This window comes from Nocardia sp. NPDC004123 (assembly GCF_053603795.1).
Genome location: NZ_JBSGGG010000048.1, coordinates 25,219 through 42,656, shown reverse-complemented (window position 1 = coordinate 42,656; position 17,438 = coordinate 25,219). Strand labels below are relative to the sequence as shown.

Annotated in this window: 20 protein-coding genes and 1 riboswitch; of the genes, 9 read left to right on the top strand and 11 right to left on the bottom strand. The window is 69.9% G+C overall.

The window, feature by feature from the left end:
- A partial coding sequence (locus ACWEQQ_RS43580) for a TetR/AcrR family transcriptional regulator (protein WP_452352369.1) occupies nucleotides 1-540 on the top strand: 540 nt, incomplete at its 5' end.
- A gap of 164 nt (nucleotides 541-704) precedes the next feature.
- The gene (locus ACWEQQ_RS43575; RefSeq protein ID WP_452352368.1) at nucleotides 705-1,019 is read left to right on the top strand and encodes a hypothetical protein; all 315 of its coding nucleotides are present in this window, start codon (nucleotides 705-707) and stop codon (nucleotides 1,017-1,019) included.
- Here the strand turns inward: ACWEQQ_RS43575 and ACWEQQ_RS43570 are convergent.
- From ACWEQQ_RS43570 to ACWEQQ_RS43560, 3 genes are all read right to left on the bottom strand, one after another.
- Entirely contained in the window at nucleotides 1,003-2,232 is a 1,230-nt protein-coding gene (locus ACWEQQ_RS43570) for a cytochrome P450 family protein (RefSeq protein ID WP_452352367.1), read from the bottom strand. The genes ACWEQQ_RS43575 and ACWEQQ_RS43570 overlap by 17 nt on opposite strands.
- A gap of 11 nt (nucleotides 2,233-2,243) precedes the next feature.
- Nucleotides 2,244-3,473: a cytochrome P450 gene (locus ACWEQQ_RS43565; protein WP_452339851.1), complete on the bottom strand. Its 1,230-nt coding sequence runs from the start codon at nucleotides 3,471-3,473 to the stop codon at nucleotides 2,244-2,246.
- A gap of 143 nt (nucleotides 3,474-3,616) precedes the next feature.
- Nucleotides 3,617-4,675 (bottom strand): polyprenyl synthetase family protein, encoded by a 1,059-nt coding sequence (locus tag ACWEQQ_RS43560; RefSeq protein WP_452352366.1) that lies wholly within the window; start codon nucleotides 4,673-4,675, stop codon nucleotides 3,617-3,619.
- A gap of 317 nt (nucleotides 4,676-4,992) precedes the next feature.
- On the opposite strand from ACWEQQ_RS43560, the gene ACWEQQ_RS43555 reads away from it, so the two are divergent.
- On the top strand, nucleotides 4,993-5,616 hold the full coding sequence (locus ACWEQQ_RS43555; RefSeq protein ID WP_452339849.1) for a carbonic anhydrase: 624 nt from the start codon (nucleotides 4,993-4,995) through the stop codon (nucleotides 5,614-5,616).
- 91 nt (nucleotides 5,617-5,707) lie between these two features.
- Here ACWEQQ_RS43555 and ACWEQQ_RS43550 read toward each other — a convergent pair whose 3' ends face one another.
- Together ACWEQQ_RS43550 and ACWEQQ_RS43545 are read right to left on the bottom strand one after the other, a co-directional pair.
- Nucleotides 5,708-6,493, bottom strand: coding sequence for a COG4705 family protein (locus tag ACWEQQ_RS43550; protein WP_452339848.1), 786 nt, complete (start codon nucleotides 6,491-6,493; stop codon nucleotides 5,708-5,710).
- A gap of 96 nt (nucleotides 6,494-6,589) precedes the next feature.
- Complete coding sequence (locus ACWEQQ_RS43545; RefSeq protein ID WP_354833141.1) at nucleotides 6,590-6,775, bottom strand: hypothetical protein; 186 nt, start codon at nucleotides 6,773-6,775, stop codon at nucleotides 6,590-6,592.
- Nucleotides 6,776-7,008: 233 nt separating this feature from the next.
- Nucleotides 7,009-7,178: riboswitch (M-box (ykoK) riboswitch) on the bottom strand.
- Between the two features lie 405 nt (nucleotides 7,179-7,583).
- On the opposite strand from ACWEQQ_RS43545, the gene ACWEQQ_RS43540 reads away from it, so the two are divergent.
- Nucleotides 7,584-8,102 carry a fluoride efflux transporter FluC gene (locus ACWEQQ_RS43540; protein ID WP_452352365.1) on the top strand — a complete coding sequence of 173 codons (519 nt, stop codon included), beginning with the start codon at nucleotides 7,584-7,586 and terminating at the stop codon, nucleotides 8,100-8,102.
- Nucleotides 8,099-8,458 carry a fluoride efflux transporter CrcB gene (crcB, locus tag ACWEQQ_RS43535; RefSeq protein WP_379400082.1) on the top strand — a complete coding sequence of 120 codons (360 nt, stop codon included), beginning with the start codon at nucleotides 8,099-8,101 and terminating at the stop codon, nucleotides 8,456-8,458. Before ACWEQQ_RS43540 ends, crcB begins: the two co-directional genes overlap by 4 nt.
- A 96-nt stretch (nucleotides 8,459-8,554) precedes the next feature.
- Here the strand turns inward: crcB and ACWEQQ_RS43530 are convergent, their stop codons facing one another.
- Nucleotides 8,555-9,442 (bottom strand): alpha/beta fold hydrolase, encoded by an 888-nt coding sequence (locus ACWEQQ_RS43530; RefSeq protein WP_452339845.1) that lies wholly within the window; start codon nucleotides 9,440-9,442, stop codon nucleotides 8,555-8,557.
- A gap of 553 nt (nucleotides 9,443-9,995) precedes the next feature.
- Between ACWEQQ_RS43530 and ACWEQQ_RS43525 the strand changes: the two genes are divergently transcribed.
- A complete protein-coding gene (locus tag ACWEQQ_RS43525; protein ID WP_452352364.1) occupies nucleotides 9,996-10,520 on the top strand; it encodes a hypothetical protein in 525 nt (174 codons plus the stop codon).
- Here the strand turns inward: ACWEQQ_RS43525 and cbiE are convergent.
- Nucleotides 10,517-11,761 (bottom strand): precorrin-6y C5,15-methyltransferase (decarboxylating) subunit CbiE, encoded by a 1,245-nt coding sequence (gene cbiE, locus ACWEQQ_RS43520; RefSeq protein WP_452352363.1) that lies wholly within the window; start codon nucleotides 11,759-11,761, stop codon nucleotides 10,517-10,519. The genes ACWEQQ_RS43525 and cbiE overlap by 4 nt on opposite strands.
- Nucleotides 11,758-12,519: an SDR family NAD(P)-dependent oxidoreductase gene (locus ACWEQQ_RS43515; RefSeq protein ID WP_452352362.1), complete on the bottom strand. Its 762-nt coding sequence runs from the start codon at nucleotides 12,517-12,519 to the stop codon at nucleotides 11,758-11,760. Before ACWEQQ_RS43515 ends, cbiE begins: the two co-directional genes overlap by 4 nt.
- Before the next feature lie 67 nt (nucleotides 12,520-12,586).
- Between ACWEQQ_RS43515 and ACWEQQ_RS43510 the strand changes: the two genes are divergently transcribed.
- Both ACWEQQ_RS43510 and ACWEQQ_RS43505 read left to right on the top strand, forming a co-directional pair.
- Complete coding sequence (locus tag ACWEQQ_RS43510) at nucleotides 12,587-13,009, top strand: PPOX class F420-dependent oxidoreductase (RefSeq protein WP_452339842.1); 423 nt, start codon at nucleotides 12,587-12,589, stop codon at nucleotides 13,007-13,009.
- 87 nt (nucleotides 13,010-13,096) lie between these two features.
- Nucleotides 13,097-13,783: a serine hydrolase domain-containing protein gene (locus ACWEQQ_RS43505; RefSeq protein WP_452352361.1), complete on the top strand. Its 687-nt coding sequence runs from the start codon at nucleotides 13,097-13,099 to the stop codon at nucleotides 13,781-13,783.
- On the opposite strand, the gene ACWEQQ_RS43500 is transcribed toward ACWEQQ_RS43505, so the two are convergent.
- Nucleotides 13,678-14,805 carry a M24 family metallopeptidase gene (locus tag ACWEQQ_RS43500; protein ID WP_452339840.1) on the bottom strand — a complete coding sequence of 376 codons (1,128 nt, stop codon included), beginning with the start codon at nucleotides 14,803-14,805 and terminating at the stop codon, nucleotides 13,678-13,680. The genes ACWEQQ_RS43505 and ACWEQQ_RS43500 overlap by 106 nt on opposite strands.
- Nucleotides 14,806-15,077: 272 nt before the next feature.
- On the opposite strand from ACWEQQ_RS43500, the gene ACWEQQ_RS43495 reads away from it, so the two are divergent.
- Nucleotides 15,078-16,046: a 5'-3' exonuclease gene (locus ACWEQQ_RS43495; protein WP_452352360.1), complete on the top strand. Its 969-nt coding sequence runs from the start codon at nucleotides 15,078-15,080 to the stop codon at nucleotides 16,044-16,046.
- Here the strand turns inward: ACWEQQ_RS43495 and ACWEQQ_RS43490 are convergent, their stop codons facing one another.
- Nucleotides 16,047-16,454 carry a hypothetical protein gene (locus tag ACWEQQ_RS43490; protein WP_452352359.1) on the bottom strand — a complete coding sequence of 136 codons (408 nt, stop codon included), beginning with the start codon at nucleotides 16,452-16,454 and terminating at the stop codon, nucleotides 16,047-16,049.
- A gap of 154 nt (nucleotides 16,455-16,608) precedes the next feature.
- Nucleotides 16,609-17,334 carry a DUF4333 domain-containing protein gene (locus ACWEQQ_RS43485; RefSeq protein WP_452339837.1) on the bottom strand — a complete coding sequence of 242 codons (726 nt, stop codon included), beginning with the start codon at nucleotides 17,332-17,334 and terminating at the stop codon, nucleotides 16,609-16,611.
- Nucleotides 17,335-17,438 lie beyond the last annotated feature (104 nt).

The window sequence follows — 17,438 nt, the reverse complement described above, 5'->3', positions numbered from 1 at the left end:
CGCGAGGCCCTGCTGGAGGCCGCGATCCGACTACTGGCCCGCGAAGGCGCCCGCGCCGTGACCCACCGCGCCGTCGCCGCGGAGGCGGGAACCACTCACGGCAATGCCCGCTACTACTTCGGCACGCTCGACCAACTGCTCGACGAAGCCCTGCGCCGGCTGGCCGCGCGGCAGATCGACGAGGTACGCGCCCTGTTCGACAGCCTGCCCGATGTGGATGTCCCCCAACGGATTTCACGCCTCGTCGACTACGTGACCGGAACCCTGGCCGGGGACCGTGACGCCGCCGTCGCCCGCTACGAGTTCTTCCTGGAAGTCGCCCGCCGCCCCAACCTCCGGGCCAGCCTCGACGAATGGGGAGCCACCCAGCGCGCCGCCTTCGCCGGTGAACTCCGCGGCGCCGGAGCCGCCGACCCCGAGGCCGCCGCCGCCGATCTCCTCACCCTCGTCAACGGCCTGATCCTCGAGCAACTCGCCCTGCCCGCCGACGATTTCGAATCCGCCCGCCTCCGACCGGCCATCGCCCGCTTCTTCCCCTGAGCCGCTGCTGCGGCACATGACGTCGGCACGCGTCATCGCCCTGAACGTCTCCGACGACAGGTTCGAGTTTGCGAAATTCGCTGGGGCACAGGAGGCGGCGCTGTCGGACGACTGGGCGGCCGAGAACGTCCGCGAGACCACCGGCGGACGCCGGAGCGAGCTCGGTGCTGGATTTCGTCGGCTATCAGCCGACCGTCGATATCGCGATGGCGGGGGGAGACGGAAAGTCCACGGCGCGAATCGGATTCGGCATCAGCCCGTACGAGGCGGCGGTCACCGCCCCGTCCTGGGGTTCATGCTGTGAGCCGATCGAGCTGATCGGTCTCGCGCAGGAGGGTGTCTTCGAGATCGCGACCGAGCGCTTCGGGCTCGACGTAGGCCCGGAAGCCTATCGGGGGCCGACGGCGGGCACGCTGCGCGGCCGCGCCGTCATCGTGCCCTGGATACCGCTGCCTGCGCGGGCTACCGGTCGGCGGTGAGATGGACGGGCAGCGAGGCGTGTCCGTTGGAGATGAAGCTGGACAGCGCCGGGAGTTCGTCCACCGGGACGGCCAGGCGCAGGTCGGGGAAGCGGTGGAAGAGCTGTGGGAGTGCGATGTTCGCCTCCAGGCGGGCCAGGGGCGCGCCGAGGCAGTGGTGGACGCCGTGACCGAAAGCCATGTGGCTCTTGTTCTCCCGGGTGAGGTCGAATTCGGTGGCCGTGTCGCCGTGCACCTTCACATCCCGACCGGGGGCGGCGTAGCAGACGATGATGGGGTCGCCCTTGGCGATGTGGACGTCCTCGTAGTCGATGTCCTCGACAGCGAACCGCAGCGGGGCGTGCACGACCGCGGTCTCGAAACGCAATGACTCCTCGACCAGTTCGGGCCAGGCGACATCCCCGCCGCGCAACGCCTTCAGCTGATCGGGGTGCCCGAGGGCGGCGGTGATGGCCTGGTCGAGCAGGTTGATGGTGGTTTCGTGGCCCGCGCTGATGACCAGCAGCAGGGTGTCCACCAGTTCCTGCTCGGCCAGTCGCGAACCGTCCTCGTCGTCGCGGGCGGCGATGAGCGCGCTGGTCAGGTCGTCGCCGGGCTCGGCCCGCTTGCGGGCGACGAGTTCGCCGAGCAGGCGGTAGAGCTCGAAGTAGTTGGCCGCCGCTTCCTCCGCGCCGAGGGTGGTGTCGAACAGCCTGTCGGCGCAGACCCGCAGGCCGGGCAGCATCTCGTCCGGGACACCCATCAATTCGGAGATGACGCGGATGGGCAGCCGGTAGCAGAACGTCTCGCGCAGGTCGACCACCTCACCGGCCGGCAGCGCGGCCAGCGTGTCGAGCAGTTCCGCGGTGATGGCCTCGATCTGCGGCTGCAGGGCGGCGCTGCGGCGCGCGGTGAAGGCGGGGGCGACGAGCTTGCGCAGTCGCCGGTGGTCGGCGCCGTAGGCGGTGAACATATTGTTCACCGCCACCCACGCGAACAGCGGCCAGTCGGTCTGCACCTCACCGTTGATGAACGCGGGCCAGTGCTGACGCGCGTCCTTGGACACGCGGGCGTCGGTGAGCAGCAGTTCGAGCAGACGGGTATCGGTGACCGACCACGCGCGCACCCCACCGGGCAGCTCCACCAGGGTGGCGGGCCCGCGCTCGCGGAGCCGGGCGATCTCGCCCTGGGTGTCGACGCCGGTGGGGTCGAGGGTGATGGGTTCGGCGGGCATCGGTGTTCTCCTCAGTTCACGTGCATGGGCAGGGCCGGCGGGAAAACGACGGGGAGTGCGCTCAGCGCGCGATGGAAAGGCCCCGGCCGCCAGATCAATTCGGCATCGGGGACGGCGAGCCGCAGTTCCGGCAGCGCGTCGAGCAGCTGGTCGATGGCGTCCTGGGCGATGAGGTAGGCCGGTGACCGGGCCGGGCAGGCGTGCGGTCCGACGCTCCACGCGAGATGCGCGCGGTTGTCGGTGAATTCGCGCGCGCCGACCGCGGGATCGTTGTTGCAGGCCGCCATGCTCACCACCACCGGCTGATGCGCGGGCAGCCACACGCCGTCGACGAGAATCGGATGCCGCGGATAACTGACGCAGTAGTTGGCGCCGGGCGGGTCGGTGAACAGCACCTCGTCCAGGGCGCCGCGGGTGGACAGGCTGCCGCCCAGCAGGTTTCCCGCGAACCGGGTGTCGGTGAGCATGAGCCGCAGGGTGTTGACGATGAGGTTCTGCTCGGGCTCGATGCCCGCGCCGTAGAGGGTGACGATCTGGTGGATCATCTCCTCGTCGGTGAGCTGCGCCGGGTGCGCGACCAGCCGCGACACGACGTCGTCGCCGGGCTGGGCGCGTTTGAGCACGACCAGCTCCAGCACCGCCGAGGTGATCATCTGGTTCCCGGCCTCGGCGTCGACGCCCTCCCAGATCGCCGCCTGACCGGCCGCGATGCGCTGCCCGATGGCCGGCGGGCAGCCCAGCAGTGCGTTGACCATGTGGAACGCGAGCGGAAACGCGTACTGCGACACCAGATCCGCACTCCCGTCCGCGCAGAACGCGTTGATCAGCGGTACCGCGACCCGTTCCACAGTGGCGTGCAGGGCGTGCGGATCCACCGCGTCGAGTGCGGCCACATTGACCGTCCGGTACCGCCGATGATCGGATCCACTGCTGCGCAGCGCATTGGGCCGCCATTCGAGCATCGGCATGACCGGGCTGTCGGGCGGCGCGGTGCGCTGCCATACGCGCGGATCGGCGGGAAAATGCTCCGGGTCGTTGAGGATTCGCAGTGCCGTCCGGTACCCGATGACCAGCGTGGCCGGCACTCCCGGCGCCAGCTCCACCGGCGCCAGCGATCCGAATCGCGCCCGCAGCTCACGATAGATACGATGTGGATCCGCCGCGAACTCGGCCGAGTACAGCGGCACGCGTGATTCTCCACCCACGGCCTGTGCCCCGTCGGCAACGCCGCCATGCGTCATAACCAGTCAATTCTCTTGTGCTCCAGCCGATCCCGGGACCGGCCTTCGCCACCGTAACAGAGGAACCGGTGTACGCGACGGCAACGAGCCAGAACGGCGAACTCACGCTCGGCGCGGGCCGCGAGGTGGCCGTTCGCCCCGCCTCAGCCGATGATCATGTCGGCGGCAGAGCGCAGTCCGGCCGCCGCGAATTCGGGGATCCGGGTGTCGTCGAGTGCGGTCCCGATCAGCATCCGGCGCTGCCCGATCATCCGCTCCACTTCGAAACGTGCGGTGACGGACAGGATGTCGCGGCAGAGCGCGGCGCCGGACTCGTCCAGGCGCGCGTTGCCGACGAGCCCGGTCAGGTGGTCACGGCGCTCGGGGGTGGCATGGCGCAGGGCCAGCGCGAGCAGGACCGTGTGCCTGCCCTCGCGCAGATCCTGCAGGCCGGCGTGGCCGACCGGCTCGACATCGTGGAAGACGTTGCGCAGCTCGTCCTGCAGCCGCGCGGCCTCGCCCAGCGGGCAGGCGTAGGCGGTCAGCGCCCCCATCACATCCGCGTCCGCGTCGGCCAGCGCCGCGCCGACGTGCAGGGGCCGCTCCACCATGCATGCCACGGTGCGATAGCGCAGGATCTCCAGCGCCTGATCCAGATCCGAGGTCGGGCGGCCACTGGTGACCAGTTCCAGGTAGCGGCCGTAGTTCACCTCGGTGCGCAGGGTGTCGAGCACCGCCGCGGCCGCCGCGCTCTGCGCCGGGGAGAGTCCGGCGCCGTGCAGCAGCTCCTGGGCCCAGCCCAGGCCGCAGTCGCCGAGGACGATGGCGCTGCGCGCGCCGAACCGTTCGGCCGCGTGCCCGTCCCGGACCCGACGGCTGCGGTCGGCGGCGATGCGATGCACGGTGGGCCGCCCGTCGCGGGTGTCGCGATCGTCGAGGAGGTCGTCGTGGATCAGCGTGGCGGTGTGCAGGAGTTCGACCGCGGCCGCAGTCCGCACCACCGCGTCCGGCAGTTCGATCCCGCCGCCCGCGTACCAGCCGAGGACGCAGAACAGCGACCGGATCCGGTTCCCGCGGGCGAACAGGAAGGAGCGGACCGCGCCGACCACGTCCGCGGGCAGCCGGCAGGCCGCCGCCGATTCGGCCTTCCGGTCGAGGAATTCGTGCAGGGCGGCATCGATCCGCACGCGAATCGCGCCATGGTCGAGGGGTGAATCGGTCACGGCCGACACCGTCATCACAGTCTCCAATCCCGGGCGCCGAAAACGTCGAACAACTCCACCGCGTCCGGCCGGGCCGAACGGGACTGAAACCAAAGAGATTGTAATGGATATCACGGAGGTGGGTAAACCGGCACCGCCGCCACGCCAGGCGGCACACCGGCCCCGGCACGTCACGAATCCCTTTGTTGCACAAACCAATAGACGCACGGATGGTCGCCCGATCGTCGAATCCCGCGCGTCATCGGACCAAGCGTCCGGAACACGAACGGACGGGGGTGGGTCGGCGCACCCGATCGCCGATGTGCAGAATCGGACATATGCCTCACTCAAATCCGATCAGCGCCTGGAAATCTCTTCGCGAAGGCAACGAGCGTTTCGTACGGGGCACCCAGGTCCACCCCAGCCAGGGCGCCGGTCACCGCGCCGAGCTGGTCGGCGGCCAGCACCCCACCGCCATCCTGTTCGGCTGCGGCGATTCCCGGGTCGCCGCCGAGATCATCTTCGACCAGGGTCTCGGCGACATGTTCGTGGTCCGCACGGCCGGGCACGTCATCGACAGCTCGGTGCTGGGTTCCATCGAATACGGCGTGCAGGTGCTCAATGTCCCGCTGATCGTGGTGCTCGGCCACGACAGCTGCGGCGCCGTCAAGGCCACCCTCGACGCGCTCGACGGCGGGGCGGTCCCCGGCGGGTTCATCCGCAGCCTCGTCGAACGCGTCACCCCGTCGATCCTGCTCGGCCGCCGTGAGGGCCTCAGCACCGTCGACGAGCTCGAGGCCCGGCACGTGGCCGAGACCAGCCGCGTGCTGATGGAGCGCTCGCAGATCATCTCGCACGCGGTCGACTCCGGCCGCTGCGCCATCGCGGGCGTCACCTACCAGCTCGAGGACGGCCTCGCCCACCTCAACCAGGTCATCGGCAATATCGGCGAACAGCCCTGAAACCTGCCGCGCGTCGACCTGGAACCTGCCGCGCGTCGATTCGACACCGTGGCAGGTTCCCGAACCCCCTGCGCTGCAGCCCTTCTCGACGTCACGGGTGCGCGCCGACCGCCTGCACCCGGTCCTGACGGCGCGCGAGCACCGCGATGAGCACGACCATGGGGACCGCCGCGGCCAGGGTGACCCAGCCGGTGCCCAGGTTCAGGCCGTCGCTGCGGTCGGAGGCGAGCCAGTCGGTCACCGACGCGCCCAGCGGGCGGGTGACCACGTAGGCGGCCCAGAAGGCGAGCACCGGATCGATCCCGCCCCAGCGCCAGGCCACCGCCGGCACCGCGATCGCGACGGCGAACAGCAGTGACGACACCAGGTAGCCCAAATGCAGTGTCGCGGCGGTGAAGTCGCCGGCGACGGTGCCGAGCGCGAAGGTCACCACGACCGTGGTCCAGTAGAAGCCTTCGCGCCGGCGGGTATCGATACTGTGCACGTCCAGGGTGCCCTCGACGCGATACCAGAGCAGCAGCACGCCCGCGAGCAGGGCCAGGAACAGCACTGTCGAGATCCCCAGCGGAATTCCGACCACGAAATCCACGATGTCGGCGACCATGGTGCCGAAGATGGCCACCATGACCACGGCGGTCCAATAGGTCCAGACGCGGTAGCGGGGTGCGCGGATCTGGGCGGCCAGGCTCACGGTGAAGAGCACCAGCGCACCACCGACCGCCAGCAGCGGCGGCAGATGCTTGACGAGGAAGTCGGAGAAGGTCTCTCCCATTCCGGTGGAGAGCACCTTGATCACCCAGAACAGCGCGGTGATCTGCGGGACCTTGACGGGCAGCCCGGAGCGGGCCGAATCAGGAAGTGTCACACGGTTTGTCACGCCGACACTGTGCCGTCCGGCCGCTGAGAAACCGCTGTGAAGACCACCCTCCCGCCGCGGCCGCGGCCGCGGGCGTCGGCCCGCGGCCCCGAGGGCCTACGCGTGGTAGGGGTGACCGCCCAGCGAGGCGGTGTAGACCGCGACCCGGGAGCGGGCGATGCGCAGGTTGGCACGCTCGGATTCGGTGAGGTGGTGGCGCGCGCGAACCCGCCGCGCGGAGTCGCCGAGCACGGACAGGACGGTCAGCGGGGTACGGGTACGCGGAAATGCGATGACGGCCATGAGAGAACTCCTTCGGAGGATCGGCCCGCCACGAAATTCCGAATGCTTCAGGAAGCGCTCAGTGCGCGGCAAGCCGGGAACGACAATGGTTTTCGAACCGGACTGGGATGCGGACTATCGCCGGAACTCATTCGCCCCTCACCTCCTTGCTGCCGGGACGCACGCGCGTCGACCACATCTACGGGTGTCGCACCGGGCGGAGGGGATGAACAATGCCACGACCAGTGACAGTGCGGGCACCCCTCTCGTCAGAGCTTCGGCACTGCACGACGTATCCCCTCGCGGGAAGCCACTTCGGATCACCCCTTAATCCGGGGAGATCTGTCCTAACCCTGGGCGTCTCTCGACGTCGTCGGATCAGTGGCCTGTGTTCGTACAGGAGCCTCGCCTAGCGAGGTGCTGACCAGCCCATACTGAACCCGGGGACACGACCGAGTCAAATCACCCGGCGCTCGAAGTCGTCGATTTCACCGCCCCGCAGCCGGGCCGGCTTCCCTTCGAATCCACCGGATCCGTTCCATCGCAACAAAACTCGGCCAGGACCCCGGTCCCTTCCGCCGCGCCTTCCAGCGTTGGCACGGCCACCCGAGGGCCACCCTGGATGCCGCGTCCGCACCCGGAAGCCGCGACGGAAGGGGCGTGATCTGACCCACATCGCCAGCGGAGATCCGCGTAGGCTCGCTATCCTGTTCGAGATGCGGCGGTGGGGCTCGCCGCTCCGAACTCACGGAACAACCGCGGCCACCGGCCGCCAACAGTCCCTACCCCACAATGACACCCTCGGGGTGCGCTGGAGTAGGAGACGCGTGTGAGCAGTGAGCTGGATTCGACCCATGGTGTCGAGACTTTCGAACCGATCGACCCCGATGTCGATCTGCATCAACCCGGGCAATCACAGGAACTGTCACGATCGCACGGTGCGATCCTGGCCGTGATCTCGATCGGCGGGGCGCTCGGCGCGCTGGCCCGATACGGGCTCGCGCTGGAGTGGCCCACCCCGATCGCCGGGTTCCCGTGGGCCACCTTCCTCACCAATGTGGCCGGCTGCTTCCTCATCGGCGTGCTGATGGTGATCGTCACCGAGACCATCACCGCCCACCCGCTGGTGCGCCCGTTCCTCGGCGTCGGCATCCTCGGCGGATTCACCACCTTCTCCACCTACGCCAACGAAACCCGCGGACTGCTGCAACCGGGCACGGTCGCAACGGCATTCACCTACATGGCCGCCACCCTGGTGTGCGCGTTGCTGGCGACCCTGGTCGCGGTCCGTCTCACCCGCGCGGCCTGCACCCACCAGATCGCCCGACGCCGGGAGGCCACCGCATGACCGCGTTGCTCGTCATTCTCGGCGCGATGGTCGGCGCCCCGGCGCGATATCTCACCGATCGCGCCATCCAGACCCGCCACGACAGCGTCTTCCCCTGGGGCACACTGACGGTCAACCTCACCGGCTGCCTGATCCTGGGCTCGCTCACCGGCGCCGCGGTCTCGTCTCCCACCTACGCGCTCGTCGGCACCGGATTCTGTGGCGCACTGACCACGTACAGCACGTTCGGCTACGAGACCATTCGTCTCGCCGAGCAGCGCTCGTATCTGTACGCCACGCTCAATGTCGCCGTGAGCATCATCGCGGGGCTGGGCGCGGCGCTGCTCGGTTACACCACCGCCCACGCACTGGGGTAGGGCGGCAACACATCTCGATCGACACCGCGGATAGTCCACGCCTGCGGAACTTGTCGGCCTCGGACCTCGGCCGCGCCATTGCCCGACGCCCGCCGGTCACGGCGTGTTGCCGATTCCGAGGGAGTCCAGGATGTCGGCCGGACGCTCGACGAACAGCAGGTGGCCCGCGCCGGGCACGAGGTGCAGCCGGGCGTCCGGGAGCGCCGCGGCGAGCCGCCGGGCATCATCGGCGGGGACATTGCCGTCGACCTCACCGTGCCAGACCTGCACCGGCACAGTCACGTCGGTCAGCCGGAATCCCCATTCGCGGGTGAAGACCAGGCGAATGTCGGAAGCGAAACCGCGGCTGCCCTGCTCGAAACTGCGCCGCAGATTGGCCTCCAGCTTGTCGGCCAGCTCGGGATCGCTCTCGACCCGCTCGCGATCCACATCCGCCATCTGCGCGACCAATCCCGCGACCCCCTGCTGCCGGCGGATCACCAGCGACATCTCCAGCGCCATCGGATATACCAGAAAAGGGGCCCGCCGCAGGACATTCAGCCCCCGCCGACGCCGGCGCGCCACCGGATCGAGGTCCGCGGCGGCGGCCTGGTCACCGAGCGGCGCGGGCGCGGAAATGAGCGCCACACCCGTCACCCGGCCGGGCAGCCCGGCCGCGACGGCCAGCGCGAACGGCCCGCCACCACTCACCCCGATGACCCCGAATCGCCCCAGCCCCAGCCGATCCGCCAGCGCGGCCACCGTGCCCACCCAGTCCGCCACCCGCTCCCCCGCCGGCAGCGACGATTCCGCCATTCCGGGCCGGTCGACCGCGATGACGCGAATTCCCGCCGCCACCCCGGCCGCATCGAAAGCCTCACCCTCCAAATGTGTTCCGGGCACGCCGTGGCAGTACAGCACCGGTATTCCCGCTCCCGCACCGTACTCGGCATAGCTCACCCGGCAGTGCGGCAAAGCAATCGTTCGCGACGCAGCGGCACTCACGCCGAGCAGCCTAGGCCAAACCCGACCCCCGCAGGTCGAGCAACCATGTTCCACACCTGCCGGGTCGCCGCGGCGTCACCGGGGTTCGAGAAGGACGACCGCTATCACCCGCCTTCCCACGGGCCGGGTGGACGATGTGCCGTTGGAAGGCGCCGACTCACCTTCGCCGAACTCGTGGCCCGGCGGCTTCGCAGGGATCCTTCCGGCCCCGCTGTGGCGGATCCTCCGCCCCGAGCGATCTCCCCGCTACAGATTCACGACGTCTGACCTGTGTTGTTGCCAGATCTGCGGAACGCCTGGACTATCGAAGGGGACGGGCTCGACGTGGTCGAGAAGTGTTGGGGCAGGGTGGCCCACGAGTGCCATGTGGTGAAACTCGATGGGCTGACCTGTGTGTCGCTCTTGTGCCACCGTGCCGGACCGGCCCACAGCGAGATGGTCGCCGCCGAATGAGCGAACACATGGCAATCGCTGTGTGGTGCCGTTGCACCGCCTCGCTCTGCGCCCGGCACCGAGCCCGGCAGTGGAATTCGGCACGGAAGGATCGAAGGCGATGACCGACATGATGATCGACCCGGCGGCCGCGCGTAGCCAGTTCGCCCGGCCCGGGGCGGCGGCGCCCGCCCCGATACCGGCACGCGGCGAAATCTCCGGCCCGGCCGCCGTCTGGCAGCAGGCGAAAACGGTGCTGGTGACCCGGACCACCGGCCCGCGCCGGCTGGTCACCGTGCCGCGGCTGGTGGTCCCCATCGGTGACAACGGTCTCGCCTTCCGGACCTCGTCGTTCTCCACCGAGGCCGAGCAACTCGCCGAGGACGGCCGGGTGCTGGTGCAGCCCGGCGACTGGCGCGGCAATCCCAAACTCGGTTCCCGCCAGCTCCAGGGCACGGCCCGCCTGCTCAGCACGGGCACTTTCGTGCCCCGGGTGCAGGCCGAGATCGAGGCCAAGTACGGGTGGCGCATCGCCCTCGCCCGAGCCGCGCACCGCCTCGCCAACGGGAACGCGCCCTACGGCGACCTCATCGTGCTGGTGACCGTGTTCGAACCCGGCCCGCTCGCCCTACCCCCGATCGACTAGCCTACTGCCGCACGGGGTTTCACGACCGACCACTGGGTCACCGGCAGCTGTGGTCGCCAGGCGGTGAAGCCGCCCAGCGGCTCGGCCCGATACACCTGGAAACGGCGCAACGCACCGCCGTGCCGCTCGGCCAGGCGCAGCAGCAGCACATCGGATTCGGCGGTCACCGCGCTCGCGACCAGCCGGCCCCCCGGGCGCAGCCGCTCCCAGCAGGCGTCGAACATGTCGTCCTGAGTGAGCCCGCCGCCGATGAACAGCGCGTCCGGCGCGGGCAGCTCCGCGAACGACTCCGGGGCCGCCCCACGCACCTCGATACCCGGAACACCCAGGGCCGTGGCATTGGCCGCAATCTGCTTGCGACGGCTCTCCATTCGCTCGAAGGCGACGGCGCGGCAGGCCGGGTTCGTGCGGCACCACTCGATGGCGACGGTGCCAGAGCCGCCCCCGACATCCCACAGCAGCTCACCCGGTGTGGGCGCCAGCGCCGCGAGGGTGAGCGCCCGCACCTCGGCCTTGGTGAGCTGGCCGTCGCCCCCGTACACCTCGTCGGGCAGGCCCGGCATCCGCGTCAGGCGCGGCGAAACCCGGTCGGCGACACCGTCGATGGCCACGACGTTCAGCGCATCTCCGGCCGGATGGTCCCACCGCGCGGCGGTGCCGCACACGATCCGCTCGTCCGGCCCGCCGAGTTGTTCCAGCACCGTGAGCGCCGACCCGCCGAAGCCATTGCGCGCCAGCAGCTCCGCGACCTGCGCCGGAGTGTGCTGGTCGGAGCTCAGCACCAGCACCCGGCGCCCGCCGGACAATTCCGGGAGCACCGTCTCGACAGGCCGCCCGACCGCGCTCACCACCGGCGTCTCGTTGAGTGCCCAGCCCAGCCGTGCACACGCCAGCGACGCCGACGACGGCGACGGCAGCACCCGCAGGGCCTGCGCCCCAAGCAGTTTCGTCAAGGTCACGCCGATACCGAAGAACATGGGGTCGCCGCTGGCCAGCACACCGAGCCGCCGCCCCGCGTACCGTTCCAGCAGCCCCGGCAGCGCGGGCACCAGCGGCGAAGGCCACGGCACCCGCTCTGCCCGCGCCGCATCCGCGGGGATCAGCACCAATTGCCGTGCGGAGCCCAGCAATACCTCACACGCGGCGATCTCGCGCCGCGCCGCGCCGCCCAGACCGTCCCAGCCGTCAGCACCGATGCCGATCACCGGAATCGGCACCGACGGGCGTGAGGTTCCGGTCATCGCGGCATCCGCCGCCACACCGAGTACGGCACATAGCGCATGGCCACGAACAGCAGCCGAATCCGCCGCGGCACCGCCACATCCCGCACCCGCCGATACAGCCCCGCCACCACCGCGTCGGCCACCTGATCGGGTGTGCTCGACAGCGGCGCGGGCTCCATCCCGGCCGTCATCCGCCCGATGACGAATCCGGATCGCACCATGAGCAGGTGAACTCCGCTGCCGTGCAACGCCATCTGCAACCCGGACGCGAACCCGTCCAGACCGGTCTTCGCCGAGCCGTACACGTAGTTCCCGCGCCGCACCCGTACGCCCGCGATGGAACTGAACACCACGATCTGACCGTCGCCCTGCTCGCGCAGCAGATTCGCCAGACTGGTGAGCACGCTCACCTGGGCGACGAAATCGGTCAGCACGATCTCGACCGCGTGCGCCGGATCCTCCTCGGCCCGAGCCTGATCCCCGAGAATCCCGAACGCCACCACCGCCACGCCGATGCGCCCGTGCTCGGCGATGACCTTCTCCAGCAGCGGCTGGTGCGATGCCATGTCGTCGGCATCGAACTCGACGCAGTGCACCGCCGCCGCCTCGGCGATCAGCAACTCCTTCGTCTGTTCCTGTAGCTGGTCACTGCGGCGCGCCGCCAGAATCACCACCCGGCCGGGCGACAGCCGTCGCGCCACCTCCAGCCCGATCTCACTGCGCCCGCCGAGCACCAGCACGACGCCCTTGTCGACGTCCCGCGATCCGAAACCCATGGCCCACAGTTTGCCACCCGGGCACCGCTGTCCGGTGCTCCCGAGGCCGGATTGCTAGCGTCGGATCATGACCAGCACCGCCGCACGCCCGGAACTGTCGCCCGCCGCCGCCGACTTCGTCACCGAACGCCACCTCGCCACCCTCTCCACACTGCGCGCCGACGGCACCCCGCATGTGGTCGCGGTCGGGTTCACCTGGGATCCGGAGGCCGGCATCGCACGCATCATCACCAATGACGGGTCGGTCAAGGTCAACAATGTGCGGCGCTCGGGCTACGCGGCGGTGAGTCAGGTCGACGGCCCGCGCTGGATCACCCTCGAGGGTCCCGCCACCGTCCTCGACGACCCCGATTCGGTGGCCGACGCGGTCGAGCGCTACGCCGGGCGCTACCGGCAGCCGCGGGAGAACCCGACCCGCGTCGTGATCGCCATCGATGTGCAGCGCGTGATGGCCAGCAGCGTCTTCAAGGGCGATTCCGCCGGGCACTGACACCCGATCCCGGTTGGTGCGCGACCGATTACTTTGCGGCACACGGCACGTCCAAATCTCTCGAGTGCGCACCAGAGAGGGAGAGCCATGTCCACGCTCCGAGAGGTGTTGCAGGCACACGTCGACGACGGCGGTGTGCCCGGCGCGGTCGGCCTGATCGCGCGTGGCGACCGGGTGGAGACCGCCGCCGTCGGCCTGGCCCACGCGGGCGGGACGGTCCCGATGACCGCGGATTCACTGTTCCGCTGGGCGTCCATCACCAAGCCGCTGACCGCCGCGGCCGTGCTGATGCTCGTCGAGGACGGGGTGATCGGGTTGCACGACCCCATCGCCCCGTGGCTGCCCGAACTCACCCGCCCGCGCGTGGTCCGCACCCCCGGCAGTCCCCTCGACGAGGTGGTGCCCGCCCATCGCCCGATCACCGTCTTCGACCTGCTCACCTCCCGGGCGGGCTACGGCTGGGCCTCCGATTTCGAGCTGCCCGCGGTCCGGGCGCTGTTCCCCGTGCAGCGCGACGGCCGGGAACCGCAGAGCTACCCGCCCATCGACGAGTGGCTGCCGAGCTGGCCGCGCCGCCACTTTCGACGCGCAGGCCACCGGCAGAGAGACCCCCGAACCCCGGGATTAGCCGTTGATCACCGAGGCTGCGGGCTGGAGGCGATCGGGCGCTATAGGCGGGTCAGTCCGTGGGGGCGGTTGTTCATCGACTCGCAGCCGTCCTCGGTGACGATCACGATGTCCTCGATGCGCGCGCCCCAGGCCCCCGGGAAGTAGATGCCCGGCTCGATGCTGAAGGCCATGCCCGGTGCGAGGACCAGGTCGTTGCCGGCCACGATGTAGGGCTCCTCGTGCACCGACAGTCCGATGCCGTGGCCGGTGCGGTGCACGAAGTAGTCGGCCAACTCAGCCGCGGCCAGGACATCGCGGGCGGCGGCGTCGATGGATTCGGCGGTGACGCCCGGGCGCACGGCGGCCACCGCGGCGGCCTGGGCGCGTTCCAGTTCGGCGAACTGCGCGGCGACCTCCTCGCTCGGCTCGCCCAGCACGTAGGTGCGGGTGGAATCGGAGAAGTAGCCGGGCTCGACCGGACCGCCGATATCGATCACCACCACGTCACCCGGCTCGATCACCCGATCCGACACCAGGTGGTGCGGGTCCGCGCCGTGCGGGCCGCTGCCCACGATGACGAATTCGGCCTCGGTGTGGCCCTCCTCGACAATGGCGGCCGCGATATCCGCGCCGACCTCGGCCTCGGTGCGGCCGGGACGCAGGAACTCGGCCATGCGGGCGTGCACCCGGTCGATGGCCGCGCCGGCCCGGCGCAGGGCCTCGATCTCGCTGGGGTCCTTCACCATTCGCAGCTCCCGCAGCAGCGGGGTCGCCGAAACCGGTAGCGAGCCAAGCTGATCGGCGATGGGCAGCAGGTGCAGGGCGGGCATGACATCGGTGACCGCCACCCGCGCACCGGCATTGAGCACGTTCCGGACAATGCGATAGGGGTCCACCCCGTCCACCCAGTCCACGATCTGCAACCCGAGCTCACCGGCCGCCGATCCCTTCAGCGAGGCCAGCTCCAGCTTCGGGATCACCACCGAGGGCGTCTCCCCGCTGGCCGGGATCACCAGACAGGTCAGTCGCTCGAAGGACTGCGCCCGCGACCCCATGAGGAACCGCAGGTCAGGACCCGGTGTGATGAGCAACGCGTCGAGATGGGCGTGGCGCGCCAACTGGGCCGCCCGCTCCAACCGTGACCCGTAGACCTCCGCCGCGAACCGTGACTCGTCATGAGCGCTCATGCCCACCGACGCTACTCCCCAACCCCGCCACCCTCCAGCCACTGTCGAACTTCGCACCCCACCACTGTGTGCCACCACCGGACAACACCCCGAGCCCCCTGCCGCTCAGCACTTTTCGGCCCACGTGCGAGCCAGTGCGGCTTCGACCGCACCAGCGCGCCACCACACCGGGTCCCGCGAGCAATCCCCCGGCGGCGCCCGCGTGGGACGACGACCGGTGGACACGCGGCGCTGCGCGGACCTGTCGGCCGGTCCCGGTAGGGTCGACCGCTATGAGCACCCCTGCCGCCGGTCCGCTGCTGCTGCTCGATGGGGCCAGTCTGTGGTTCCGGGCGTTCTATGCGATCCCGGAGAAGATCACCGCGCCCGACGGGCGGCCGGTCAATGCGCTACGCGGGTTCACCGACATGGTCGCCGCGCTGGTCAAGCAGCACGCGCCGAGCCGGTTGGTGGTGTGCCTGGACCTGGACTGGCGGCCGCAGTTCCGGGTGGACCTGCTGCCGTCGTACAAGGCCCATCGGGTGGCCGAGGATGCCGGCGAGCCGGTCGCCGCGGTCGTGGCAGAGGAAGTGCCGGACACCCTCACTCCGCAGGTCGACATGATCCTGGAGGTGCTCGAAGCCGCCGGCATCGCGACCGCCGGCGCCGAGGGCCTCGAGGCCGACGACGTGATCGGCACCCTGGCCACCCGGGAGGGCACCGACGAGGTGATCGTCGTCAGCGGCGATCGGGACCTGCTGCAGCTGGTCCGCGACACCCCCGCACCCCCGGTGCGCGTCTTCTACGTCGGCCGCGGCCTGGCCAAGGCGGAGCTCTGGGGCCCGGCCGAGGTCTCCGCCAAATACGGTGTGCCGGAAGAGAATGCGGGCCCCGCCTACGCCGATATGGCCACCCTGCGCGGCGACGCCTCCGACGGCCTGCCCGGCGTCGCGGGCATCGGCGACAAGTCCGCCGCCCAGCTCATCTCCCGTTTCGGCTCGGTGGAGGCCCTGCGCGCCGCGGCCGCCGATCCGGACTCCGATCTCGCCAAGGGTGTGCGCGCGAAACTCGTTGCCGCCGACGACTATCTGAAGGCCGCGGCCCCCGTCGTCCGGGTCGTCCGGGATGCCGACGTCGCACACTCGGGCCCGGACCTGCTGCCCGTCACTCCGGCGGACCCGGATCGCCTCGCGGAACTCGCCATCGCCTACAACACCGAGAACCCGGTCAAGCGGCTCATCACCGCCATGGCCAAGCGCTGATCAGTGTCGTAGCGGGCCCACGGGCCAGGTCTCGGGCTTGCCGTCGAGATCGGTGATGGCGGCCTCGGTGAAATAGCCGTCCTGCAGATTGCGCAGGGTGATGTGGGTGGTGCCGCTGGCGGTGTTCCCAGCGGCGCAGCTCGGCCGGCACACGCGCCGGTACTCGGTGCCGTCGCCCTCGGCGGTGTCGGGACCCCAACTGCTCCAGGTGATGTCGCGGACGCTGAGCCCGCCGTCGCCACACGCCAGCACCATGGCGGCAGGCTGCACATCGGCCTTGTTGGTAATGCAGTCGTTGACCACGGGACCGGTTGCCTTGGCCCCCGCGAACGGCGCGGACGCCAGTCCGGCGCTCGCCACGGCCACCACGGTCGCGGTCCAGCCCACGATACGAACAGTCGAATTCATCTTGCCCCCCGATCACGATCAACGAGAAGATTTCGGCCCACTGTACTCGTCAGCGACGATTAGCCAACCCCTGGCAAACGCGAGAGCCCGGCCGCGATCGTCCGATCACGCCCGGGCCCAACACAATTGCCCAGTTTCCCCCGCCCGAAAAAAATCAGCTGGGGCGGCCCACCTCGTAGGTGCCGTCATCCTTGGTGATCTTGATGGTCACCTTCTTGCTCTCGCCACCCACCTTGAGGGTGCAGTCGAAGGTCTTGTCGACCTCGACCTTCTGACCCGACGGGCAGCTCACGTCCTGGACGTCGTCGATGCCGTAGGAGTCCTTGAGCACCTTCTGCACCCCGGACTGCACGGCCTTGTTGTCCAGCTGGTCCTTGCTCAGCAACCAGGCCAGACCACCGCCGGCCGCGGCCAGGACCACCACGACGGCGACCACGATCCCGATGATCAGACCGGTCTTCTTCTTGCCGGCGGGCGGCTGCTGCGGCTGCGGCCACTGCTGGCCCGCCTGCTGGTTCCAGTCCTGCTGACCCGGCTGTCCGGGCTGACCCTGCTGCGGCCACTGCGGCTGCGACTGCCCCCACTGCTGGTCGCCCTGCGGCTGCTGCCACTGCGGCTGGCTCTGCCCCCACGGCTGCTGCACCGGCTGCTGCGGCTGCGACTGCGCCCAGGGCTGCTGCGGCTGGCCCTGCCCCCACTGCTGGGCCGGCTGCTGCTGCGACGGGTCGCCCCACTGCGTGGTCGGCTGCGCGGGCTGCTGGCCACCCCACTGCTGAGTCGGTCCGGCGCCGGGCGCGGGCTGCTGGCCGCCCCACTGCTGCGTCGGATCGTTGCCTCCCCCTTGACCAGGGGCGTCATTCGGTCCGTACGGGCCGCTCATCTGCTTGCCTCCAATAGCAATCCGTTGTACTCACGCTAGCCCCCCGAGCGGGAACACGCTCGTGTCCCCACTGCGGTCGGTACATCCAAGAATCAAAGCACAGT